21 protein-coding genes and 1 pseudogene are annotated in these 22,290 nt (G+C 71.1%); 8 read left to right on the plus strand and 14 right to left on the minus strand.

Annotated elements, in window-relative coordinates; translation table 11 throughout:
- Positions 1–93: 93 nt before the first annotated feature.
- A complete protein-coding gene (locus ACWCP8_RS11770; RefSeq protein ID WP_352265059.1) occupies positions 94–852 on the minus strand; it encodes a GntR family transcriptional regulator in 759 nt (252 codons plus the stop codon).
- Positions 853–1,074: 222 nt separating this feature from the next.
- Here ACWCP8_RS11770 and ACWCP8_RS11775 point away from each other — a divergent pair, with 222 nt between their 5' ends.
- Positions 1,075–1,494 carry a PPOX class F420-dependent oxidoreductase gene (locus ACWCP8_RS11775; RefSeq protein ID WP_352265057.1) on the plus strand — a complete coding sequence of 140 codons (420 nt, stop codon included), beginning with the start codon at positions 1,075–1,077 and terminating at the stop codon, positions 1,492–1,494.
- 92 nt (positions 1,495–1,586) lie between these two features.
- On the opposite strand, the gene ACWCP8_RS11780 is transcribed toward ACWCP8_RS11775, so the two are convergent.
- Entirely contained in the window at positions 1,587–2,072 is a 486-nt protein-coding gene (locus ACWCP8_RS11780; RefSeq protein ID WP_451115648.1) for a peptidoglycan-binding domain-containing protein, read from the minus strand.
- A 214-nt stretch (positions 2,073–2,286) separates the two neighbouring features.
- Between ACWCP8_RS11780 and ACWCP8_RS11785 the strand changes: the two genes are divergently transcribed.
- Entirely contained in the window at positions 2,287–3,291 is a 1,005-nt protein-coding gene (locus tag ACWCP8_RS11785; protein ID WP_451115650.1) for a Gfo/Idh/MocA family protein, read from the plus strand.
- A gap of 15 nt (positions 3,292–3,306) precedes the next feature.
- On the opposite strand, the gene ACWCP8_RS11790 is transcribed toward ACWCP8_RS11785, so the two are convergent.
- The 4 genes and pseudogenes from ACWCP8_RS11790 to ACWCP8_RS11805 form a co-directional block, all read right to left on the minus strand.
- The gene (locus tag ACWCP8_RS11790) at positions 3,307–3,723 is read right to left on the minus strand and encodes a PaaI family thioesterase (RefSeq protein ID WP_352265051.1); all 417 of its coding nucleotides are present in this window, start codon (positions 3,721–3,723) and stop codon (positions 3,307–3,309) included.
- Between the two features lie 16 nt (positions 3,724–3,739).
- Positions 3,740–4,846: a cytochrome P450 family protein gene (locus ACWCP8_RS11795; protein WP_451115754.1), complete on the minus strand. Its 1,107-nt coding sequence runs from the start codon at positions 4,844–4,846 to the stop codon at positions 3,740–3,742.
- Between the two features lie 122 nt (positions 4,847–4,968).
- Positions 4,969–5,686 (minus strand): annotated as a pseudogene (locus ACWCP8_RS11800) (response regulator).
- A 203-nt stretch (positions 5,687–5,889) separates the two neighbouring features.
- On the minus strand, positions 5,890–6,813 hold the full coding sequence (locus ACWCP8_RS11805) for a DMT family transporter (protein ID WP_352265049.1): 924 nt from the start codon (positions 6,811–6,813) through the stop codon (positions 5,890–5,892).
- Positions 6,814–7,103: 290 nt separating this feature from the next.
- On the opposite strand from ACWCP8_RS11805, the gene ACWCP8_RS11810 reads away from it, so the two are divergent.
- Positions 7,104–7,934: an aldo/keto reductase gene (locus ACWCP8_RS11810; RefSeq protein ID WP_451115653.1), complete on the plus strand. Its 831-nt coding sequence runs from the start codon at positions 7,104–7,106 to the stop codon at positions 7,932–7,934.
- A gap of 81 nt (positions 7,935–8,015) precedes the next feature.
- Here the strand turns inward: ACWCP8_RS11810 and ACWCP8_RS11815 are convergent, their stop codons facing one another.
- The 3 genes from ACWCP8_RS11815 to allB form a co-directional block, all read right to left on the minus strand.
- Positions 8,016–8,345: a putative quinol monooxygenase gene (locus tag ACWCP8_RS11815; RefSeq protein WP_352265045.1), complete on the minus strand. Its 330-nt coding sequence runs from the start codon at positions 8,343–8,345 to the stop codon at positions 8,016–8,018.
- Between the two features lie 106 nt (positions 8,346–8,451).
- Positions 8,452–9,582 carry an allantoicase gene (alc, locus tag ACWCP8_RS11820; protein WP_451115655.1) on the minus strand — a complete coding sequence of 377 codons (1,131 nt, stop codon included), beginning with the start codon at positions 9,580–9,582 and terminating at the stop codon, positions 8,452–8,454.
- A gap of 2 nt (positions 9,583–9,584) precedes the next feature.
- The gene (gene allB / locus ACWCP8_RS11825; protein WP_355997302.1) at positions 9,585–10,928 is read right to left on the minus strand and encodes an allantoinase AllB; all 1,344 of its coding nucleotides are present in this window, start codon (positions 10,926–10,928) and stop codon (positions 9,585–9,587) included.
- A 352-nt stretch (positions 10,929–11,280) separates the two neighbouring features.
- Here allB and ACWCP8_RS11830 point away from each other — a divergent pair, with 352 nt between their 5' ends.
- The gene (locus ACWCP8_RS11830; RefSeq protein WP_352265039.1) at positions 11,281–12,081 is read left to right on the plus strand and encodes an IclR family transcriptional regulator; all 801 of its coding nucleotides are present in this window, start codon (positions 11,281–11,283) and stop codon (positions 12,079–12,081) included.
- A gap of 83 nt (positions 12,082–12,164) precedes the next feature.
- Here the strand turns inward: ACWCP8_RS11830 and ACWCP8_RS11835 are convergent, their stop codons facing one another.
- A complete protein-coding gene (locus ACWCP8_RS11835; RefSeq protein WP_352265037.1) occupies positions 12,165–12,467 on the minus strand; it encodes a DUF5955 family protein in 303 nt (100 codons plus the stop codon).
- 305 nt (positions 12,468–12,772) lie between these two features.
- On the opposite strand from ACWCP8_RS11835, the gene ACWCP8_RS11840 reads away from it, so the two are divergent.
- Both ACWCP8_RS11840 and aceB read left to right on the plus strand, forming a co-directional pair.
- Entirely contained in the window at positions 12,773–13,342 is a 570-nt protein-coding gene (locus tag ACWCP8_RS11840) for a nucleotidyltransferase family protein (protein ID WP_352265173.1), read from the plus strand.
- 246 nt (positions 13,343–13,588) lie between these two features.
- On the plus strand, positions 13,589–15,208 hold the full coding sequence (gene aceB / locus ACWCP8_RS11845; protein ID WP_328625682.1) for a malate synthase A: 1,620 nt from the start codon (positions 13,589–13,591) through the stop codon (positions 15,206–15,208).
- A 100-nt stretch (positions 15,209–15,308) separates the two neighbouring features.
- Here the strand turns inward: aceB and ACWCP8_RS11850 are convergent, their stop codons facing one another.
- Both ACWCP8_RS11850 and ACWCP8_RS11855 read right to left on the minus strand, forming a co-directional pair.
- On the minus strand, positions 15,309–16,085 hold the full coding sequence (locus tag ACWCP8_RS11850; RefSeq protein ID WP_451115658.1) for a peptidase dimerization domain-containing protein: 777 nt from the start codon (positions 16,083–16,085) through the stop codon (positions 15,309–15,311).
- A gap of 288 nt (positions 16,086–16,373) precedes the next feature.
- Positions 16,374–17,354, minus strand: coding sequence for a fibronectin type III domain-containing protein (locus ACWCP8_RS11855; protein WP_451115660.1), 981 nt, complete (start codon positions 17,352–17,354; stop codon positions 16,374–16,376).
- A 163-nt stretch (positions 17,355–17,517) separates the two neighbouring features.
- Between ACWCP8_RS11855 and ACWCP8_RS11860 the strand changes: the two genes are divergently transcribed.
- Positions 17,518–18,123, plus strand: a complete 606-nt coding sequence (locus ACWCP8_RS11860; protein ID WP_451115662.1) for a TIGR03086 family metal-binding protein — start codon at positions 17,518–17,520, stop codon at positions 18,121–18,123.
- 129 nt (positions 18,124–18,252) lie between these two features.
- Here ACWCP8_RS11860 and ACWCP8_RS11865 read toward each other — a convergent pair whose 3' ends face one another.
- Together ACWCP8_RS11865 and ACWCP8_RS11870 are read right to left on the minus strand one after the other, a co-directional pair.
- Positions 18,253–20,385 carry a hypothetical protein gene (locus tag ACWCP8_RS11865; RefSeq protein ID WP_451115664.1) on the minus strand — a complete coding sequence of 711 codons (2,133 nt, stop codon included), beginning with the start codon at positions 20,383–20,385 and terminating at the stop codon, positions 18,253–18,255.
- A 62-nt stretch (positions 20,386–20,447) separates the two neighbouring features.
- Complete coding sequence (locus ACWCP8_RS11870; RefSeq protein ID WP_352265027.1) at positions 20,448–21,131, minus strand: alpha/beta fold hydrolase; 684 nt, start codon at positions 21,129–21,131, stop codon at positions 20,448–20,450.
- Positions 21,132–21,248: 117 nt separating this feature from the next.
- Between ACWCP8_RS11870 and ACWCP8_RS11875 the strand changes: the two genes are divergently transcribed.
- Positions 21,249–22,049, plus strand: coding sequence for a chitosanase (locus ACWCP8_RS11875; protein ID WP_451115756.1), 801 nt, complete (start codon positions 21,249–21,251; stop codon positions 22,047–22,049).
- Positions 22,050–22,290 lie beyond the last annotated feature (241 nt).

Raw genomic sequence — 22,290 nt, forward strand, 5'->3', positions numbered from 1 at the left:
GTGGGTCCGCCTTCTCTCCCGGCCGCCCGAGTGCGGCTTGGGGAGTTCTAGCGGGGTGCGTCGGCGTCGTCAACGGGGCCGCCGGAGCGCTCGTCAGCGTACGAGGAGCTGGAAGTCGAAGGCGTAGCGCGAGGCCCGGTAGACATGGGAGGCGAATTCGACCGCCCGCCCGGTGTCGTCGTACGTGGTGCGCTCCATCGTCAGCAGCGGCGCACCCTCGGACTCGGCGAGCTGGGCGGCCTCCTCGGCCGTGGCGAGGCGGGCGCCGACGCTCTGGCGCGCGCTGTGCAGGGTGATACCGGCGGCCCGCATGATCCGGTAGAGACCGGTGGCCTCCAGTCGTTCGGTGCCCAGGTCGACCAGGCCGGCCGGCACGTGGTTGCGCAGCAGGGCCATCGGTTCGTCGTGCGCGGACCGCAGCCGCTCCACGAGGTGGACGTCGGTGCCTTCCGGGACGCCGAGGGCGGCGGCGATCCTGGCAGTGGCGGGCTCGATCCGGTTGCCCAGGACGCGGGTGGCGGGGCGCTGGCCGGCCGCCTCGAGATCGTCGTACAGGCTGCTCAGTTCGAGGGGCCGCTTGACCTGGCTGTGGACGACCTGGGTGCCCACCCCGCGGCGTCGGACCATCAGACCCTTGTCGACGAGCGACTGAATGGCCTGGCGGACGGTGGGCCGCGACAGGCCGAGCCGGGCCGCGAGCTCGATCTCGTTGCCGAGAAGGCTGCCGGGGGCGAGCCGGCCCTGCTCGATGGCCGCCTCCAGCTGCTGGGACAGCTGGTAGTAGAGCGGGACCGGGCTGGTGCGGTCCACACCGAGTTCGAGGGCGGCGGGGTCGGCGACGGGTTTGGGCACGGCAGGAGCGTAGTCCTCATGTCAGGACCACCGGTAGTCAGGTCGTCCCGTTGTCCGGTTGTCCTGACAACCCGCTGCCCAGGAGATGCGATACGCCCGCCGACCCACCCGGTCGCGGGCGGGTCGGCGGGCGACCTGGACGGGGTGATCGTAGTCTGCGGGTGGGGTGCTCAGGGGGCGCGCCACCGGTGCCGTACGACGCGTCGACGTGAGGGAGAGCAGATGTCCAAGCCACCGTTGCCGGACGAAGCCGTGGCCATGCTGAAGAAGGCGAACCCGGCCGTCATCACCACGCTCCGCCCGGACGGCCAGCCGGTGTCCACCCCGACCTGGTACCTCTGGGACGACGGCCGGGTCCTGGTGAACATGGACGAGGGCCGCAAGCGGCTGGAGCACATCCGCCGCGACCCGCGCGTCACTCTCACCGTGCTGGACGAGGCGGGCTGGTACACGCACATCAGCATCATCGGCCGCGTCGCCGAGACACGCCCGGACGAGGGCCTCGCCGACATCGACAAGCTGGCCCGCCAGTACATGGGCAACGACTACCCCATGCGCGACCGCGACCGGGTGAGCGCCTGGATCGAGATCGACCGCTGGCACGGCTGGGGCACTCTGAAGGACAACAGCCAACCGGGCTGACCACCCCCGGGGCGCCGGCCCCGCTACCTCTGGCCGGGAAGCGAAGGCCCGCGGGCCTTCGCACACGTGCCGGTCGGCTGCCGCGGACCGGTTCAGACCCGGAACGCCTGCCGTACCGAGCCGCCGACGACGGCGCACCACGTGCTCTTCCCGACCTTGCCGTCGGGAACGAGGCCGTGCAGTCGCTGAATGCCCTGGACGGCTTTCATGGTCGCGTCGTCATACGTGCCCGTCGGTGCGGCATCGGCGTACCCCTTGCGGACGAGCATCTCCTGAAGGGCCACGACGGGCAGGCCGGTGGCATGCTTGGCGAGGGTGGGTACGAGCGCGTCCCAGGTGGCACCGTCGAAGGTGCAGTCCGGGTCGACCGGTATGCCGTTCCTCGCCTGGAAGTCGTTCACGACCGGGTTCATGTCCTGGCCGAAGACGCCGTCGGCGGCCAGTTCGTATCCGAGGTCGGCGAGCAGGTGCTGCGCCACCTTGACGACCGGGCCGCCGACGAACCGCCAGATGTCCGGACACCGGCGCTCCGGTATCGCGTCGGCCGGCGTGCCCAGCGTGGGAGCAAGTCGCCGCACCCCTCCCTTTCCGAACCCCTGGCATTCACGACGATTTGACGAGCTGTCGGATCACCTGGACACGGCCACACCGCCGGAGGGCCGGGCATCGAACGACGAGCCGCCAGAGACGGGGCACGGGAGCCCTTCCCCCTGAGGTCCGAGGCTCCGAACACACTCTCGTTTGTCAGGACATATAGTTGACAGCGCAGCCGGTGGGCGGCACGTTGGGTCCATGCGTATCGGACTCATCGGCACCGGCCGGATCGGTTCCTTCCATGCGGGTGTGCTGGCCCGCCACCCCGCGGTGGACACGCTGGTGGTGACGGACACCGACGGGGCAAGGGCGGCCGCGGTCGCGGCCCGGACGGGCGCCGCAGCCGCCGGGTCCGTGGCCGAAGTGCTGCGCGCGGGGGTGGACGCCGTCGTGATCGCCTCGGCCACGTCGACGCACGCTGAGTTGATCGGGACGGCCGCTCGTGCGGGGCTGCCCGCATTCTGCGAGAAGCCGATCGCGCTGGACCCCGCGGGGACCTTGAACGCGCTGCGCGAGGTCGAGCGGGCCGGGAGCGTGCTCCAGCTGGGCTTCATGCGCCGGTTCGACGCCGGGTACGCTGCGGCGCGCACCGCCGTGCGGGGCGGGGTGCTGGGCAGGCTGCACACCGTGCGGGCCGTGACCTCCGATCCGGCGCCGCCGCCCGCCGCTTATCTGCCGCACTCCGGCGGTCTGTTCCGGGACTGTCTGGTCCATGACTTCGACATCCTGCGGTGGGTGACGGGCCGTGAGGTGGTGGAGGTGTACGCCACCGGATCGGATGCCGGGCCCGCGATGTTCCGTGCGGCGGGCGATGTCGACACGGCGGCGGCCCTGCTGACCCTCGACGACGCCACGCTGGCCACGGCGACGGCGACCCGGTGCAACGGCGCCGGGTACGACGTACGGATGGAGCTGGCGGGCGAGCTCGGCCAGATCGCGGTCGGTCTCGACGAGCGCACCCCGCTGACCTCGGTGGAGCCACAGGGCCCCACCGCCCCGGCCAAGCCCTGGCCGGGGTTCCTGGAGCGGTTCGCCCCGGCGTACGAGGCGGAACTGGACGCGTTCGTACGGGTGGTGCGGGGCGAGGCGGCCAACCCGTGCGACGGCCGGGAAGCTCTGCACGCACTGCGGATCGCGGAGGCGTGCGAGCTGTCCCGGCGCGAGCACCGGCCGGTGGCGGTGGCGGAGATCCCGGCCGACTGAGGTGGAACTGCCCCTTCAGCGCCGGGCGGAGAGCACGGTCCCCTGGGCCACGGCGCACAGGGTTTCCGTGCCGTCGTCCGCGGCGGCGAACAGATCACAGCGGACGACGGCCTGGCGGCGGCCGGTGTGGGCGACGAGGGCGCGGGCGATCAGGGTGCGGCCGGTGGCGGGCCGGATGTACTGGATCGAGAAGCCGCCGGTGAGTACGGCCGGTCCGAGGGTCGTCCCGGCGGCGAACGTGATCGAGTTGTCGGCGGCGTAGGACAGCACCCCGCCGTGCACAAAGCCGTTCTGCTGCTGGAGTTCCGGACGGATGTCCACTTCGAGGATGGCCGCACCGTCCCCGAAAGCGGTGATCCGTGCCCCGACGAGCCGGCTGAAAGGCTGGCTGTCGAGGACCTTCTGTGCCATCTGCAAATCAAGTCCGGTCATGACACGCTTTCCTACCTCACCAGCGCACCGGCAGCCGTCGCACCCCTCGGATCAGCATCCCGGGCAGCCAGTCGAGCTCCCCGGTGTCCGGGGCGAGTTCGAGATCCGGGCACCGCTCCAGCAGCGCGCGGATCGCGATCCGGCCCTCCATACGGGCCAGCGGCGCCCCCATGCAGAAGTGGATGCCGTGTCCGAACGCCAGGTGCCCCTGGGTGTCGCGGCGGATGTCGAAGCGGTCCGGTTCCGGATAGCGGGCGGGGTCGCGGTCGGCTCCGGCCAGGGCGATCAGGACCGCTTCGCCGGCCGGAATGACCCGGGAGCCGATCCCGACCGGTTCACGGGTGAAGCGGAAGGTGGCGGTCTCCACCGGCCCGTCGTACCGGAGCATCTCCTCGACCGCACCGTCGATCAAGCCGAAATCGGCGCGGAGCGCAGCCAGTTGATCGGGGTGGGCGAGCAGTGCGCGTACCCCGTTGGAGATCAGGTTGACCGTGGTCTCATGACCGGCGACGAGCAGCAGGAAGGCCATCCCGACGAGTTCGTCGGACGACAGTCCGTCGCCCTCCTCGTCGCGCGCCCGGATCAGCGCACTCAGCAGATCGTCGCCGGGCGAGCACCGCTTGTCCTCGATGAGCTCGACCAGATAGGCGCCCATCGAGCGGACCGCCTCGCCCTCCTCCTGCGCCGTCTTCGGGGCGACGATGCCGTTCGACAGCCGGCGGAACTCGTTGCGGTCCAGGTCCGGCACACCGATCAGCTCGCAGATGACCGTCATGGGCAGCGGGAAGGCAAGCGCGTCGACGAGGTCGCCGTGCCCGGCGGGCACCATCGCGTCGAGGAGTTGCCCGGTGATCTGCTGGACGCGCGGCCGCAGCGACTCGATCCTGCGGGCGGTGAACTCGCGGGCGACGAGCTTGCGCAGCCGGGTGTGGTGGGGCGCGTCCATCTCCAGCATGTTGGCGTTGATCGGATCGCCCGCGCCCGTCGCGTACTGCGTCGTCCGCCAGTCCTTGCCGAGCCGCTGGTCGGCGAGGGCGGCGCGGCCCTCCTCGTAACCGACGATCAGCCAGACCCGCTCGAAGTCGTCGGTACGGATGGTGTGTACCGGTCCCTCGGCGCGCATCTTCGCGTAGTACGGATACGGATTCGCGGTGAAGTCCTGGATCCCGCGAAGATCGACGTCCACTGCGGACACGGTCCGCCCCCTCCCGGCCGGTTCGGTCGATCTGCTCGGATCGACCCCCATCAGCCTACGTCGCCGGTGGAGTCGCCCTCCTCGTCGAGCAGACCCGCGTCGTGCACCAACAGCGCAATCTGAACGCGGTTGTTGAAGCCGAACCTCGCGAGAATGCGCGACACATGGGTCTTGACGGTGGCCACGCTGAGATACAGGGTCGCGGCGATCTCCGCGTTGGACCGGCCTCGTCCGACGGCGACCGCGACCTCGCGCTCCCGCTCGGCGAGGGAGGCGATCCGCTGCCGGGCCCGCTCGGCCCGGGCCCGCCGGCCGTCGGCGCCCCCGCGGCACGAGCCATGAGCTGCCGGGTGACGGCGGGCGACAGCACGGGGTCACCGGCCGCGACCCGTCGCACCGAGTCGACGATCTGCGCGGGCCGGGTGTCCTTCAGAACGAATCCTGCGGCTCCGGCGCGGATGGCCCGCAGCACCTGCTCGTCGGCGTGGAACGTGGTGAGGACGACGACCTCGGGCGCGTCGGGTCTGCTGCGCAGCGCCTCGGTCGCGGTCAGCCCGTCCATGGTCGGCATCCTGATGTCCATCAGCACCACATCGGGGGGTGCCGGTCGACGAGATCCGCGACCTCGGAGCCGTCCGCACCCTCCCCCACGACGGTGATGTCGTCGACGCCGCCGAGCATGAGCGTCAGCCCGGCCCGTACGAGCGGGGCGTCGTCGACGATGAGCAGCCGGACGGGGGGCGCCACGGGATCCCTGGGGGTGGTCATGAGGACCACGTTGGCTTCCGCTCCCCGGGCCAAGGCCCGGGGATTCCTACCACGGTCGTGTGTCCGTCTCGGTGGGTTCCTGCTTCACCGCGCTGCGCCGGGACGAGTCCCGGTCTTACCTGCGCTCGACAGGCTGACACCGCCAGTCCGGCGGCCTTGGCGACGTTGACCGCCGCGTTGATGTCCCGGTTCCGGTAGCCGGCTCAAGGACCGGCTGGGGCCGCCGCGCGGCGGCCCCAGCCGGTCCCGGCGAGGACGAGCACCGCGCCCAGTACGCCGAGGGCGGAGAGCCGTTCGCCGCCGATCGCGATGCCCGCGGCGGCTGCCCACAGCGGTTCCGTACCGAGCAGCAGACTGACCCGGGACGGCGAGGTGCGGCGTACCGACCACATCTGCACGAAGAAGGCGAACAGCGTGCAGAAGACGGAGAGGAACAGCAGCCCGCCCCATTCCCGGACGCCGAACCCCGCGGCCACCGTCCAGGGCGACGCCCCGGTGCCGGGAACGGCGGCGAGCACGGCGAACACGGCGACCGCGCTGCCGAGCTGCACGGTGGTCAACGACAGCGAGTCCGCCGCCTGGACGGACTTGATGCGGGCCATCAGCAGCACATGGAGAGTACGGGCGAGCGCGGCCACCAGCATCAGCAGATCGCCCACCGACGGACTGGTGAAACCGCCGCCCTGGGTCAGCAGCACGACACCGGCGACGGACAGTGCGGCGGCGGCGAGGAACGCTCTGGGCGGCCGGACCCTGGTCACCGCGGCCTCGGCGAGCGGCGTGATGATCATGGTGAGACTGATGATGAGCCCGGCGTTGGTCGCCGAGGTGTGCACCACGCCGTACGTCTCCACCAGGAAGATCCCGCTGAGGACCAGTCCCAGCAGACCCGCGCCGCGCCACTGCGCCGCGCTGAGCGCCCGCAGCCTGCGCCACCCGGCGACGGCGAGGACGGGCAGCACGATGACGAAGCGCAGGACAAGGACCGCGACGACGGTGGACGTCGTGGTGATGCCCTTGGCCGCGAGATAGCTGGCGCCCCAGACGACCGCGACGAGCAGCACCGGCAGATCGGTGAGCCACGCCCGGCGCGGCGGTGCGAGGGCGGGCAGGGCGACAGCGGACACCTGACTCTCCTGATTCTCCACAGCGGGAACGATGTGGAGACCTCACCGGCTCACACGCGGAACGATCACGGTACCGGGCGGGACCCGGCTGCGGGAACACCTGTCTCATCGGCCGGGCGAGGCCGCCCTCCTGGTCCTGTGTCTCCTGCTGACACCCAGGCGGTCACCCGATCGGCCCGGCGGCCGCGCGCTCCGTGGGCGTCGGCCTGCCGCCCGTGACCGGCCCGGCAGGTGATCCACCGTCGTCCGTCCTACCCTGGCCAGGAAGGTTTCCGAACGTAAGGGAGATCATGATCGAGACCCCGGCTCGCCCCCTCAACGACGGCCGCACCATTCCCGCCGTCGGGCTCGGCACCTGGCCGATGGACGACGACGCGGCCGAGCAGGCCGTCGCCGGGGCGCTGGGCCTCGGATGCCGGCTCGTCGACACCGCGCTCAACTACCGCAACGAGACCGGCACCGGCCGGGGGATCGCCCGCAGCGGTGTGCCGCGCGAGGACGTCTTCGTCACCACCAAGGTCCCGGGCCGGCACCACGGATACGAGAAGACGCTGGCGTCGTTCGAGGAGTCCCGGCGCAATCTCGGGCTCGACTACGTGGACCTGTATCTCATCCACTGGCCGCTGCCCCGGGTCGATCTGTACGTCGACACCTGGAAAGCCATGATCCAGCTCCGCAAGGACGGTCTGGTGCGGTCGATCGGTGTCTCCAACTTCACCGCGGCCCATGTCGAACGGCTGGAGCAGGAGACCGGGGTGCTGCCCGCCGTCAACCAGATCGAGATGCATCCGCGCTTCCCGCAGGAGGAGCTACGGGCCGTGCACGAGGCGAAGGACATCGTCACCGAGAGCTGGAGCCCGCTGGGCCGGGGACATCGGCTGCTGGCGGACCCGGAGATCGTCGCCGTCGCCGAGGCACACGGTGTGACACCTGGTCAGGCCGTGCTGCGCTGGCACACCCAGCTCGGTGCGGTGCCGATCCCGAAGTCCGCCGATCCAGGGCGGCAGCGCGAGAACCTGGATCTGTTCGGCTTCGAGCTGACGGCGGACGAACTGGCCCGGATCTCCGCGGGCCCACGGCGGCGGTTCGGCGGAGACCCGGAGTCCCACGAGGAGTTCTGACCGGCGGCGACTCACCGGCCGGGATTCGCCCGTGGGATCTCACCCTTCGCAGCCCACCGGCTGGACCTCACCGTTCCTGCGTCACTCACCGCGGGGCGTGAGCTCCGCCATCAGGGACCAACCGTCGCCCGGGACCTCGACGTTGATGATCTCCGGGGTCCGGGCGAGGAGGTCCGCCATCCCGTCCATCGCCGCCGCGAAATGCTCGGACTTCACATGCGCCTCGCCCGCTTCGGGGGACGCGAAGGCCTCCAGGAGCACGAACTGGTCCGGATTCTCGACGCTGTACGACCACTCGAAGAACAGATTGCCCGGTTCCTGGCGAGTGGCGAGGGTGAAGGGCTCGACGGCCGGAAGCCAGTTGTCGCGCTCGGCGCTGCGGACGGTGAACTTGACGGCGATGAAGATCATGGCGACTCGACTCCTGCTCGGGACATGCGATCCGCCCAGAGTCCCATAAGCCCTGGATCGCGACGCGTCGGGCACACCAGGAGGGAGCCGGAGTCACCCGTCCTCGTCAGCTGCCCAGCTCGCGGTGGCGGGCGGCCAGTCGCGTCGCGCCCTCCGCCGTCAGTGAGCCGAACAGCCGCAGCCGCGAGATGCCGCCGTCCGGGTAGATGTCGATCCGGACATGGGTGGCCCGTACGGCTTCCGGCAGGACGAAGCGGTGGTTCGTGTCGGGCTGCAGCCGGGTCCGGGGCAGGAGCTCGGCCCAGTCCCCGCCGTTCCCGTCGGCGCTTTCCCCGTCCCGCACCGAAAGGCTCGCCCAGCCTGCCGAGTTGCCCTTGAGGTACGCGGTGTCGATCTCGACGGCCCGGATCTCCGACTGCTCGGCGAGCCGGTAACGGATCCAGTCGTTGCCCTTGTCGCGCCGACGGCGGGTCTCCCAGCCGTCGTCCATCTGCCGGGAGCGGCCGGGCTGGATCGTGTTGGTGGCCGGGGAGTAGAAGCGGTCGGAGGCGTCCTCGACCTGACCGCCGTTCTCCAGCGCCGCGAGGTCGAAGGTCGACAGGGCTGCCAGCCAGGCAGGGTCCGGGACGACCTCTCCGTAAGCCCGCAGACGGGCGATCCCGCCGTCGGGGTGCTGGTTGACCCGCAGATGGGTGACGCGCTGTTCGACGTCGATCGCGAACCCGTTGGCCGCGTGGCCGCCAACGGCCGTACGGGGTACGAGCGTTGTCCACTTCACGTCCGGCGCAAGGAGTTCCTCGGGCGACGGGGAGCCGGGGACGGAGGCCGCCTCGACGGAAACGGCCTGCGGGTAGTTGCCGCGGAAGTGGGCGGTGTCGACGACGATGCCGCGTACGACGCCGGGCGCGCCGAGCCGCACCAGCGCCCAGTCGTGGTCCTCGTCCGTGGGGTGCGGCTGCGCGGCGCTGACGCCACGGCGGCGGCGCGTCTCCCAGCCGTCCATGATCTTGCCCTTGTGCCCGAAGTGCTCCGGGTCGAACTCGGCGGGCCCGGGCTTCAGCAGGTTCTCGCGCTCGGCGAAGAACTCGTCGTTGGCGGCGATCACGCCCGCGCCGAGCCGCCGGTCGGCGAGGTCGACGAGGTGGGTGAAGGGGAAGTCGGCGGTGCGGTAGTCGGCGTACGGGTCGCCGCCGCCGTACGGGTTGGCGTCGCCGGTGAAGTGCGCTGTCGCCGTCATGGTCAGTGGTTCCTTACGAGGAGGCGGCCGGTGGGTTCGGTGAGGACGCCGGCCGCCGCGATCCGCCGGCCGCGCAGCCAGGTCGACTTCACCACGCCGTGCAGGGTCCGTCCCGCGTAGGCGGTGACCTGGTTGCGGTGGAACAGCTCGGCCGGGTCGACGGTGAAGGTCTCGTCGGGGGCGAGGACCGCGATGTCGGCGTCTCGGCCGGCCTCGATGGCGCCCTTGCGGGTCAGCCCGGCCAGCGCGGCGGGGGCGGCGGACATCCAGCGGGCCACGTCGTCGAGCGAGTGGCCGCGCCGGCGCGCTTCGGTCCAGATGGCGGGCAGGCCGAGCTGGAGGGAGGAGATGCCGCCCCAGGCGGAGGCGAAGTCCGGCGTCTTGAGGTCGGTGGTGCAGGGCGAGTGGTCGGAGACGATGCAGTCGATCGTGCCGTCGGCGAGCCCGTCCCAGAGCGCGTCCTGGTTGGCGGCTTCACGGATCGGCGGACAGCACTTGAACTCTGTTGCGCCATCCGGGACTTCCTCGGCGGTGAGGGTGAGGAAGTGCGGGCAGGACTCGACGGTGACGCGCACGCCGTCGCGCTTGGCGGCCGCGATCAGCGGCAGCGCGTCGCCGGACGACAGATGCAGGACATGGACGCGCGCGTTCAGCCGCCTGGCGTGGGCGATGAGGCCCTCGATGGCGGTGTTCTCGGCGTCGCGCGGCCGGGAGGCCAGGAAGTCGGCGTACGCGGGTCCGCTGCGCTGCGGCGCGGCCGCCAGATGGCGCGGATCCTCGGCGTGCACGATCAGCAGCCCGCCGAAGCCGGCGATCTCGGCCATGGAGCGGGCCAGCTGCTCCTGATCGAGCTCGGGGAACTCCTCGACGCCGGAGGGCGACAGGAAGCACTTGAAGCCGAAGACCCCGGCCTCGTACAGCGGCCGCAGATCCTTGACGTTGGCCGGGACGGCACCGCCCCAGAAGCCGGTGTCGACGTGCGCCTTGGTGGCCGCCACCTGCCGTTTGGTCCGCAGATGGTCGACGGTGGTGGTCGGCGGGAGAGAGTTGAGCGGCATGTCGAGCAGGGTGGTGATGCCGCCCGCCGCGGCGGCGCGGGTGGCGGTCCAGAAGCCTTCCCACTCGGTGCGGCCGGGGTCGTTCACATGGACATGGGTGTCGACGAGGCCGGGCAGCAGGACGTCGTCGCCGAAGTCCTCCAGCCGGGCGCCGGCCGGCACCTCGGTGTCGTACGCCAGGACGGCGTCGATCCTCCCGCCGGCGACCGCCACCGCTGCGGGGCGCGTCCCCTCGGGGGTGACGACGCGCGTCGAGCGCAGTACCAGGTTCACGTCCGCACCGGACACCCGTGCTCCTCACTTCCGGCCTCTCGGCGGCCTGAGGCCGCCGAAGAAATTCAACGAACTGTTGAAGGAGTCTTCACGTGGGATTCCAGCCCGTCAAGACCACACCTTCCCCGCCGGACGGCAAGCCGACCACTCACATGGGTGACTGCAGATTTCCACAAAGTAAAAGAGTAATTTCGGAGAGCGGAACGTAGGATGGGCCAGGTACGGCTTCGCAGAACCGTCCCGCGGATCGCGGACACCCGGACAAACAGGCCCTGACCGGCCAGGACGCCGTGCCGGAGCAGTGGGCCGATCGGGAACCTCCCGGTAGGCTGCTGCCTTGCCCTTCCGCCTCGAAAGGACCGTTGACGTGCCGCCGTCCCACGCCAGCACATCAGACTCCAAGCCCGCCGGTTCCAGCGGCGGCGTGCAGTCACTTGAGCGCGCCTTCGACCTGCTGGAGCGGATGGCCGACGCCGGGGGCGAGGTCGGGCTGAGCGAACTCTCCGCGAGCAGCGGACTCCCGCTGCCCACCATTCACCGGCTGATGCGCACACTGGTCGTCTGCGGCTATGTGCGCCAGCAGCCCAACCGGCGCTATGCGCTCGGCCCGCGCCTGATCCGGCTCGGCGAGTCCGCGTCCCGGCTGCTCGGGACCTGGGCCCGACCGTATCTGGCGCGGCTGGTCGAGGAGACCGGCGAGACCGCGAACATGGCGCTGCTCGACGGCGACGAGGTCGTGTACGTCGCGCAGGTGCCGTCGAAGCACTCGATGCGGATGTTCACCGAGGTGGGCCGGCGGGTACTCCCTCACTCCACGGGGGTGGGCAAGGCGCTCCTCGCGCACACCTCGCCGGATGAGGTACGGGCGCTGCTGGCCCGCACCGGAATGCCGGCCGCCACCGAGAAGACGATCACCACCCCGGACAGCTTCCTGGACGCGCTGGACCAGGTCCGCCGTGCGGGATACGCGGTGGACGACAACGAGCAGGAGATAGGGGTCCGCTGCCTGGCGGTCTCCGTACCGAACTCCCCCACCTCGGCCGCGATTTCGATCTCGGGCCCGGCGGGACGGGTCACGGAGGCGGCGACGGAGCGGATCGTGCCGATCCTGCAGCAGGTCGCGAAGGAGCTGTCGCAGGCGCTGGCCAGCAGCGGCCCCACCGGCTGAGCCGGCTCGGACGTGACAGTGCCCGCCGGGCAGGGACCAGGCGGGCACTGTCATGTTCGGTGGCAGCCGACGCGCGCGTTCCGTCAGCGGCGCGGTGGCTCGCCGAAGAGGTCCACGGCGATACGTACATCCCTGAGTGCGGATGCCAGTGCGCTCACCGAGCCGATCGCCCCCGCGATCAGCAGCAGTGAGCGGCGCAGCCGCGGGATCTCGGGCACACCGGTGACGGCCATGGCGTCCAGTGCGGCCAGCTCGACCTCGGCGATCCCCCGGTCGGGGAACTCCGCAGGATGCCCCGCCAGCTCTCGACGGAGCCGGGAGACGGCCGTACGCAGCTCCGTCACCCTCGGGTCCTCGTCACTGCTGGTCACCCTCGTCTGCCCCACGCTTCGCAACAAAGCACTCCCCCTCGCACATCCTTGTGCCGGTGTTTCGACCACGTCCCGAGCCGTGGTCAAGTGCCCGGGGGTGTGCGCAAGTTAACGCCATGACAGGTGCCGCGCGCCACTCCATGGACAGAAATCAGGGTGACCACCGGGGGACGCAGCGTACTGGCCGGTCCGGTAGGAAATCACCGGTGCGGTGAGGTATTCAGGGCCTCATGGCTCATACACCCCACACCCTGTCCACTTCCGGAGCTCCGCAATCGTCCCGTCCCTCCGACGGGGGACAGCAGCCGGTGATCGCCGGTCTGCTGCTCGCCGCGGGCGGCGGCCGCCGGCTCGGCGGCCGGCCGAAAGCCCTGCTCGAACACCGCGGGCGGCCGCTCGTCGAACATGCGCTGCGTGCACTGCGGAACGGCGGTTGCGGCCCCGTCCATGTGGTGCTCGGCGCCGCGGCGGAGACGGTACGGGCACGGGCCGACCTCTCCGGCTGCATGGTGACCGTCAATGCGCAGTGGCCGGAAGGCATGGGTTCGTCGCTGCGGGCGGGTCTGGGCGCGCTCGCCGGCACGGGGGCGGATGCGGCACTCGTCCTGCTGGTGGACCAGCCGGGCATCGGTGCCCAGGCGGTGGCACGGGTGCGGTCGGCATACCGCTCGAGGGTAAGTCTGGCGGCGGCCTCGTACGACGGGGAACGCGGTCATCCGGTGCTGTTCGGGGCCGAACGGTGGGCGGATGTCGCGGCGGGCGCGGTCGGTGACCAGGGTGCCCGGACGTACCTGCGGGCGCACCGCGATGCGATCACGCTCGTCGAGTGTTCCGATGTGGCGGAGGCCTACGACATCGACACGGCGGAGGACCTGACGCACCTCGAATGAACGGGTTGTGCGCGCAATGGCACGCTGCGCCAGCCCCGCCCCACTTCTGTCGACCCGGAGAATCTCGACATCAACAAACCATTGAACTTCCACTATGAGGAAACTACTATCCACTGGTCAGAAGCGCTCTGTATCCCAGACGGCGCCCACGGCCACATTCCGGAGCCCTGGCACGCCGTGCCATTTCTGGCGACCCGCCGGCCGTAGACACGCCGCCCGCACCGCCCGCTGAAGGAGTGACAGCTCATGTCCGCACCAGCGCCGTCCCCGCTGGCCATCGTCGATGCCGAGCCCCTGCCCCGGCAGGATGAGGTCCTGACCGACGCGGCCCTCGCGTTCGTGGCCGAGCTGCACCGGCAGTTCACGCCCCGCCGTGACGAGCTGCTCGCCCGCCGCGGCGAGCGCCGCGCCGAGATCGCCCGCACCTCCACGCTGGACTTCCTGCCCGAGACGGCGGCGATCCGCGCGGACGACTCCTGGAAGGTCGCGCCGGCCCCGGCCGCGCTGAACGACCGCCGGGTGGAGATCACCGGTCCGACCGACCGCAAGATGACCATCAACGCCCTGAACTCGGGCGCCAAGGTCTGGCTCGCCGACTTCGAGGACGCGTCCGCCCCCACATGGGAGAACGTCATCCTCGGCCAGCTCAATCTGATCGACGCCTACGAGCGCCGCATCGACTTCACCGACCCCACGTCGGGCAAGTCCTACGCGCTGAAGCCCGCCGACGAACTCGCCACGGTGGTCACCCGCCCCCGCGGCTGGCACCTGAACGAACGTCACATCCAGCTCGACGGCACCCCGGTGCCCGGTGCGCTGGTCGACTTCGGCCTCTACTTCTTCCACAACGCCCAGCGTCTGATCGACCTCGGCAAGGGCCCGTACTTCTACCTCCCGAAGACGGAGTCGCACCTGGAGGCCCGCCTCTGGAACGACATCTTCGTCTTCGCCCAGGACTACGTCGGCATCCCGCAGGGCACCGTCCGCGCGACCGTCCTGATCGAGACGATCACCGCCGCGTACGAGATGGAGGAGATCCTGTACGAGCTCCGCGACCACGCCTCCGGGCTGAACGCGGGCCGCTGGGACTACCTCTTCTCCATCGTCAAGAACTTCCGCGACGGCGGCTCGAAGTTCGTCCTGCCGGACCGCAACGCGGTGACGATGACCGCCCCGTTCATGCGCGCGTACACCGAACTCCTCGTCCGCACCTGCCACAAGCGCGGCGCACACGCGATCGGCGGCATGGCGGCGTTCATCCCGTCGCGCCGTGACGCCGAGGTCAACAAGGTCGCCTTCGAGAAGGTCAAGGCGGACAAGGACCGCGAGGCGAACGACGGCTTCGACGGCTCCTGGGTCGCCCACCCGGATCTCGTCCCGATCGCGATGGCCTCGTTCGACGCGGTCCTCGGCGAGAAGCCGAACCAGAAGGAACGCCTGCGCGAGGAGGTCTCCGTGGCGGCGGGCGACCTGATCGCAATCGACACCCTGGACGCCAAGCCCACGTACGACGGCCTGCGCAACGCCGTTGCGGTCGGCATCCGCTACATCGAGGCGTGGCTGCGCGGCATGGGCGCGGTCGCCATCTTCAACCTGATGGAGGACGCGGCCACGGCGGAGATCTCCCGCTCGCAGATCTGGCAGTGGATCAACGCGGACGTGGTCTTCGAGAACGGCGCACACGCCACGGCGGACCTGGCCCGCAAGGTCGCGGCCGAGGAACTCGCCGCGATCCGGGCGGAGGTCGGCGAGGAGGCGTTCGCGTCCGGCAAGTGGCAGCAGGCCCACGACCTGCTGCTCCAGGTGTCGCTGGACCAGGACTACGCGGACTTCCTGACGCTGCCGGCGTACGAGCAGCTGGTCTGAGTCCGTCCGATCCCGTAGCACCTCGCGCCCCCGGTACCGCACAGCACCGGGGGCGCGGTTGCGTGCGGCCCCGTCACCGTGCGGCCCCGTCACCGAGTGCTCAGGAACTGTTCCCCGCCCGGTACGCCTCCGCGTACTCGCGCAGGAACGCGGCTTCGGCGACGACCGCCGAGCGCAGCTCCGAGAAGAGCACCCGCTCGTTCGGGGCGTGCAGATTGCACATGCTGTCCTGGGCGCCGAAGAGCAGCACCTCGGCGCCCGGCACCGCCTTGGACAATCCGTTGACCAGCGGGATCGAGCCGCCACTGGCGACGAATTCCGGGTCCTTGCCCCAGCCCTCGCGCAGCGCGATGCGGGCTGCGCGGTAGGCCGGGCCCTCGGTGGCGGGCTCGAATCCGGGGCCGGTGTCACCCGAGGTGACGGTGAGCGGGATTCCGAACGGGCGCATTGACTGCAAATGGGTGACCAACAGGCCCTGTGCCTCCTCCGGGTCCTGCTGCGGGTGGAAGCGGAGGTTCAGCTTGGCCCTGGCGTAGGGGACGACCGCGGACGCGGCGTGGTCGACGCCCGGGGCATCGATACCGATGACGGTGATCGCCGGCCCGCTCCACAACCGTTCGCCGAGGCTTCCCGTACCCATCAGCGGCAGGCCGTCCCGGACCCCGGCAAGGGAGCGGAACTCCTCCTGCGTATACGCGGTACCGGTCCACTCCTCGCGGCGCAGCCCCTCGACGGCGACATCGCCGTGCACGTCGTGGAGGGTACCGAGGGCCGTGAGCAGGACGAGCAGGGCGTCGGGGGCGGCGCCGCCGAACTCGCCGCTGTGGCGGGCTTCGTCCCAGGGTCCGCACCTCGACGACGACCTCCGAGGCGCCACGCAGACCGGCGGTGAGGGTCGGGCTGCCGGGGCGGATGTTGCCCGTGTCGGCGATGACCATGGCGTCGCAGGCGAAACGGTCGGGGTCCGTCGGCGGGTAGTCGTCGAACGCGCTCCCGTACTCCTCCTGCCCCTCCAGGATGATCTTGAGGCCGACCGGGGGCTTTCCCTCGTAGGCCCGCAGCTCGCAACCCCTCTTCCTCATCCTGCTGATCCATGAGGTTTCCGGGATCAATGGACCATACGGTGCGACTCCCCGCACGCCATGCCTGTCGGCACGATCTCCCGTCAGTCGCCGAGGACGACCGTGCGCCGGGCGGAGAAGTCGCCCCACTTCCCGTCCGGCAGTTTGGCGCGGATCTTCATCGAGTAGCGGGTCCCGCGGGAGTCACCGACGGTGAGCCGGTAGTTCGCCCGGCCCGCCGGCGGCTTGCCGCCCCACACGATCGTGGTGGTGAGCCGGCCGTCGAGGAAGAGCTGGTACGCGGGGATCTCACCGCCGGTGTCGGGCTGCTTCCAGTCCAGGTCGATCGCGTACTCCTTGCCCTGGGCCCTGGTCGTGATCCGTAGATCGGTGGGGGCGGTACCGGCCGGCGCGCCCGGGGCGGAGGGCGTGGTGACGTCAAGGGCGTTGCTGTGCGGCGAGGACGTGTCGGCGGCGTCCCGGGCCCGGACCGTGAAGGTGTAGACGGTGCCGGGGCGCAGTCCGGCCAGACGGGCCGTGGTCTGCGTGCCGGGCACGCTGTGGATGCGGAAGTCCTCCTGGTAGATGTCGTACGAGGTGACACCCACGTCGTCCGTCGAGCCGCTCCAGGACAGGGTTGCCGCCCGGTTGCCGTCCGCCTTGCCGCGCAGCCTGACCGGGCGGGTCGGCGGCTCGTGGTCGGCTGGTGTCGGCGCGGGTGTGGTGACGGCGACGGCCTGGCTCGGCGCGGAAAGGTTCCCGGCGGCGTCCCGGGCCCGGACGGTGAAGGTGTAGGCGGTGGAGGGGGTCAGCCCGTCGATGTCGATCATCTGCCGGGCCGCCGTGACGGACTCGACCTGCGTGCCCTTGCGGTACACCTGGTAGCCGGTGATCGCCTTGTTGTCGGAGGCCGGGTCCCACATGACGTGGACGGAGGTGGCGCTGCTCGCCTGCGCCGTCACCCCGCCCGGGGCGGTCGGTTTCTGCGTGTCGGCGGCGTCGGCGGTGTCGGCGCATGCGGTGAGCGTGCCGAGGAGCAGGGCGGCGGAGGTGGCCAACGCGGCGTGTGCGTGGGGGCGTTGCACGGTTTTGCCTTCCGTCCGGCAGCAATGGTCTGGACCTGTATGCCACGGCCGGCGGGCACCCGACAAGAGCGTGGAGCAGCGCCTTCCGCGATATGCAGGTCTGCGCTGCGGATGCGTTGTGCGCAGAGCGATGAGTTCGGACCGCCACAGCGGTCTGAAGAATATGGATACACAGAACGAAACGACGCCCACGCTCGATCTCGAACCTGCGGCACGGCAGATCGCCGGACTGCTCGACGGTATCGAGGACCGCTCTCTGACCGGCCCGACGCCCTGCCCCGACTATGCGGTACGGGAACTGCTCGCCCACCTGCTCGGGCTGGCCACGGCCTTCTGCGACGCAGGCCGCAAGAACCTCGGACCGACGACCGACACCTCTCCGGATGCCGCGCTTCCGGTCCTGTCGGAAGGCTGGCGCAAGGCACTGCCGCCCCTGCTGGACGAGCTGGTGGCCGCCTGGCGCGACCCCGCCGCCCGGCAGGGAATGACCAGGGCCGGTGGCGTGGATCTGCCGGGCGAGGTGGCCGCGATGGTCGCTCTGAACGAGCTGGTGATCCACGGCTGGGACCTGGCCAGGTCGACCGGCCAGAAGTACGAGGCGGACGAGGCGAGCCTGCGGGTCTCCCTGGCCCTGATGACACCGAGCGACGACAGCCCCCGGCTGGGACAGCCCTTCGGGCCGCCGGTCCCGGTGCCGGCGGACGCGCCCCTCGTCGACCGGGCGGTCGCGATGAGCGGCCGGCGCCCGGACTGGCAGCCGGGCGGCTGACGCGTCCGGCGTCGGCCGGCTCATGGCCCGCCGCTGCCCTCGGCGGATCCGGCGGACGGCTCATGGCATCCCTCGACACCACGCCGGCCTGCCGCGCCGCCACCGGTGCGGCACGCGCGGTCGGCGCGGTCAGCGCGGTCGCAGCGTACGCACCGCCTCGCGCGCCCGGTCGCGGAGTCGTTCGTCGGCCGGGGCGATGCCTGATTCGAGTCCTGACGCCGTCACCCGCAGGTCCCGCTCGGCGAGTGCGGTCAGCCGGCTCAGATGGTCGTCGGTGAGTGCGGTCGGGCCGAGGGCAACCAGGGCTTCGATGGCGGTGACCGGTTCGGCGTCCGCCTCCGCGGAGTCCAGGAGCAGGCCGGCCAGCCGGGGGGCGTCGAGGGATTCGGGTGCGATCGCGTGCAGGGCGAGTACTGCGGCCGGGGTCTGTTGCCGGTCAGCCAGCAGGCCCTCCAGCGCGGGGACCAGCGGGCGGGCCGGCTCTCCGATGAGGGCCGCCGCTCGCGCGGCACGGATGAACGTCCAGCGCATCCAGGCCGGTTCGACCGCCGCGAGCACTCCGGCGAGCACAGGAACCGCTTCCTTCGCGTCACCGGTGATCCGCCACAGGGCGGTGGCGATCTCGACGTCGCCGTCCAGCTGCGGGACGGTGCGGTTCGCTCCGGGAGCAGTGAGCGCGGACCGCAGGGCGGGCACCAGATCGGCTGCCTCCGGGCCCAGCTCACCGGCGACGCCCGCAGCCTCCCGTACATCGAAACCGCCCGCGGCGAGCTGCACGGCCGTCGCCTCCAGGAGTGGGGCGGTGTCTCCGGTCAGCTCGTACAGCGCCCTGGCCGCCGCGAGCCTGCCCGCCTTCGGTCCGGAACGGGCCGCGGCGGTCAGCAGTTCCGCCGTCTTCGCGCGGTGTTCCGGCGGGCACACCGCCGCCAGCGCCTTCGGTACGACCTTCGGAAATCTCGGCAGCGCGGACCGGAGCTCGGGCAGGGCGGAGGACGCCCGGCTCCCCCAGGCGCCGAGCAGGACCGTGAGCCAGATCGGCTCGTTCCCTTCGAGATCGCCGGCTCCGAGGCGGATACGGATCGCGTCCAGCAGTTCGGGGTCGTACGGGAACGAGGGGGCGACCGCCGCCCGGACCGGGAAGCCGCATGCGGCACCGAGTGCGCGCGGGCGCTGCCCCAGGTCGCGGGCGAGGAACGGCGCGGCCTGCGCGGGTGCCACCGCGACGAGGGCTTCGAGAGCCCGGTCCGCCGGATCGCCCTCCCCTGCGGCAAGTCGGGCCAGTACGGGAGCGGCCGCCGCTCCATGCGCGCCCAGCTTCTTGAGGAGCGGGTACGCCGCGGGCACGGCGGCCGGGTCGGTGATCAGTGCGCGCACCGGTGCGGCCAGCCGTTCGGGGGCGCTGCGCGAGAGCCGGCAGGCGCTCTCGGCCGCCCCCAGCGCCTCGGTACGGGCGTCGGGCTCGGGACTGCGCAGTGCGGCGTCGAGCAGGGCGTACGCCGCTTCACGGTCCGCAGGGGCGTCCCGGAGCAGCAGCGATTCGACCACATACTGCAGCGGTTCGTTGCGCTCCTGGTCGAGGCGGCTTGCGACAAGCCCGTCCGCCGGGAGGAGAGCCAGCATCGCGTCGTGGTGTGCGGGGGTCCAGGGCCGGCCGGCGTCGACACCGGCCAGCAGGGCCGCGATCCTCACCTCGCCCGGCTCGCCCGCCCCCATGGCTTCAGTCGCCTCGGCGGCGCTCCCTGCCGGATCCAGATGAGCGATGGCGCCGAGGAGTTCGGCCCGGACGAGGGGATCCGTCTCCTGCGCCCAGCGCCTCCGGAGCACCGGCAGCACCTGGCCGGACGCCCCCGTCATGGCCGCGGTCCACGCGGCGGCCTGCCGCAACCCGGGATTCTCGTCGGCAATCCAGCCCAGGACCAACGGCAGTTGGCCGACGACGGCCGCCCGGCAGGCGGCTTCGTCCGTCTCCCCCCGGTCCTCGCCGCCCTCCGCGATCCCGCCGAGCATCACCAGCAGGTCCTCGGTGCGGTGACCGGCCTCCGCGAGCCGTGCCAGATACGGCACCGCGCGGGCCGTCGCCTCGTAGACCGATCCCTGATGCAGGATGCTGCCGTACAGCTCGGAGAGCGCCTCGGACGCCTCGTCCTCGTCCCCGGCAAGCGCCCGCAGGCGGTCGGGCACATCAGCGGCGCTTCCGTACGCATGCTGCAGCTCGGCCCAGGGCTGGGCGTCGACCTCGGCGAAGAACAGTGCGAGTTCCATGGGAAAGATCTTTTCACCCGGTACTGACAATGCCCCGGCAGCGGCCGCCCCGGCCGCACGGGTCAGCTGGTGAAGAACTCGGTGATCTGCTGGGCGACCTGGTCGGCGTGGATCTCGTGGACCCGGTGGCCGCCGCCGAGTGTGATCAGTCGGCAGTCCGGGATCAGGGATGCCATGTCGGCCAGCCGGCCCTGCGGCATGGTGCTCTCCGGGCCGCCGGCGATCATCAGCGTGGGTGCGACGATCTCGCCGAGACCTTCCGCCCACTGCGGGTCGGGGTCGGCGATCCGGGCCCGGATGGGTGCGACGACGTTCCAGTCGTAGTCGACCGGCCCTTCGGGCTCCGCGACGGGCCTCGGCTCACCGGGGAACGGCGGCGGGGTCTCCACCAGCACCAGCCGCTCCACCCGGTCCGCGTGCTCCTGGGCGAGCAGGTGGGCGACGACGCCGCCCATGGAGTGGCCCACCAGGCCGACGCGGTCGAGTTCGCACTCGTCGAGGAAGCCGAGGACGTCGTCCCGCATCAGCTCGAAGGAGTACTCGTCGGGCCAGTCGCTCTCCCCGTGCCCGCGCAGATCGAGGGCGTACACCCGCCATTCCTCACCGAGCAGGCTCCCGACCGCTTCCCAGCTCGCGGCGGAACCGCCGAGGCCGTGCAGCAGCACGACGGGCGAGCCGAACGGGTCACCCCAGGTCCGGTACGCCAGCCGCACATCACCGACATCCACAACAGACTGATCTTCCATACCCGTGACGCTACAGCCGAATCGACCAAGATCCTTCTCCGCGCCTGGCAGGCTGGCGGAGTGAAGTTCGTTCCGCATTCCCGCCTCGCCCCCGCCAGGGCCTTCGTCACCGCTCTCGTGACGGCTCTCGTGACGGCTCTCGTCGCGCTGTCCGGATGCTCCGCGTCCGGGGCCGGTTCCGGAAGCGACCCCGCGGGGCCCGGGCTCGACGATCCGGCGAAGAAGGAGATCGCCATGCAGCTGGTCTCCAGCGCGGAGAACTCCACCCTCGACTGGAAGGGCCAGTACAAGTACATCCAGGACATCGGCGACGGCCGCGGCTACACCGCGGGCATCATCGGATTCTGCTCCGGCACCGGCGACATGCTGAAGGTCGTCGAGCGGTACGCGGCGACCCGCCCCGGCAATCCGCTGGAACGGTTCCTGCCCGCTCTGCGAGCCGTCAAGGGCAGCGATGCGCACGACGGTCTCGGCCGCCCGTTCACCGACGCGTGGGCGAAGGCGGCCGCCGACGCCGCGTTCCGGTCGGCGCAGGACGCGGAGCGGGACCACTCGTACTTCGATCCGGCGGTGCGCCAGGCCAAGGACGACGGGCTGGGAGCTCTTGGACAGTTCATTTACTACGACGCCTATGTGATGCACGGTGCGGCCGACTCGGGGGGCACGGTCGGGTTCCGTACGATGCGCCGCGAGGCTCTCGCCGCGGCCGAACCGCCGTCGCGGGGCGGTGACGAGACGACGTATCTGAACGCCCTCCTCGACGCCCGCGTCACCGCGATCCGCAAGGAGCCGTCGCACTCCGACGTCAGTCGCATCGAGACGGCGCAACGGGTCTTCGTACGCGAGGGAAGATTTCGGCTGGAGACGCCGCTGAAGTGGAAGGTGTACGGCGACAGCTACCGTATCGACGGACCCTGAACCCGCGATTGGCGGTCTGCACGGTCGACGAAGACGGGGTCAAAATCTCAACGGCCGTGCCCAGTAGGGGCATTGGGCCATGGGCGACCTGCAGGGTGGCCCCACGGGCGTTTGGATCCACGTGCCTACCCCGACTGCTGACAGCCATCGGCCAGAGGGGGTCCGCCCCTGATCCGCAGGCCGCCCCGTACGGCCCCGCACCGCGCGTCCGGCGCGTGGTGCGGGGCCTTTCCGTAGCCGG

Source organism: Streptomyces sp. NPDC002206 (assembly GCF_053593595.1).

What these genes read in the sequence shown, in the direction of transcription:
- ACWCP8_RS11810 (WP_451115653.1), top strand. Translation starts at nt 7,104, where the DNA reads ATGATCGAGACCCCGGCTCGCCCCCTCAACGACGGCCGCACCATTCCC.
- ACWCP8_RS11815 (WP_352265045.1), bottom strand. Translation starts at nt 8,345, where the DNA reads ATGATCTTCATCGCCGTCAAGTTCACCGTCCGCAGCGCCGAGCGCGAC.
- alc (WP_451115655.1), bottom strand. Translation starts at nt 9,582, where the DNA reads ATGACGGCGACAGCGCACTTCACCGGCGACGCCAACCCGTACGGCGGC.
- ACWCP8_RS11775 (WP_352265057.1), top strand. Translation starts at nt 1,075, where the DNA reads ATGTCCAAGCCACCGTTGCCGGACGAAGCCGTGGCCATGCTGAAGAAG.
- ACWCP8_RS11860 (WP_451115662.1), top strand. Translation starts at nt 17,518, where the DNA reads ATGGATACACAGAACGAAACGACGCCCACGCTCGATCTCGAACCTGCG.
- ACWCP8_RS11790 (WP_352265051.1), bottom strand. Translation starts at nt 3,723, where the DNA reads ATGACCGGACTTGATTTGCAGATGGCACAGAAGGTCCTCGACAGCCAG.
- ACWCP8_RS11865 (WP_451115664.1), bottom strand. Translation starts at nt 20,385, where the DNA reads ATGGAACTCGCACTGTTCTTCGCCGAGGTCGACGCCCAGCCCTGGGCC.
- ACWCP8_RS11870 (WP_352265027.1), bottom strand. Translation starts at nt 21,131, where the DNA reads ATGGAAGATCAGTCTGTTGTGGATGTCGGTGATGTGCGGCTGGCGTAC.
- ACWCP8_RS11795 (WP_451115754.1), bottom strand. Translation starts at nt 4,846, where the DNA reads ATGCGCGCCGAGGGACCGGTACACACCATCCGTACCGACGACTTCGAG.
- aceB (WP_328625682.1), top strand. Translation starts at nt 13,589, where the DNA reads ATGTCCGCACCAGCGCCGTCCCCGCTGGCCATCGTCGATGCCGAGCCC.
- ACWCP8_RS11785 (WP_451115650.1), top strand. Translation starts at nt 2,287, where the DNA reads ATGCGTATCGGACTCATCGGCACCGGCCGGATCGGTTCCTTCCATGCG.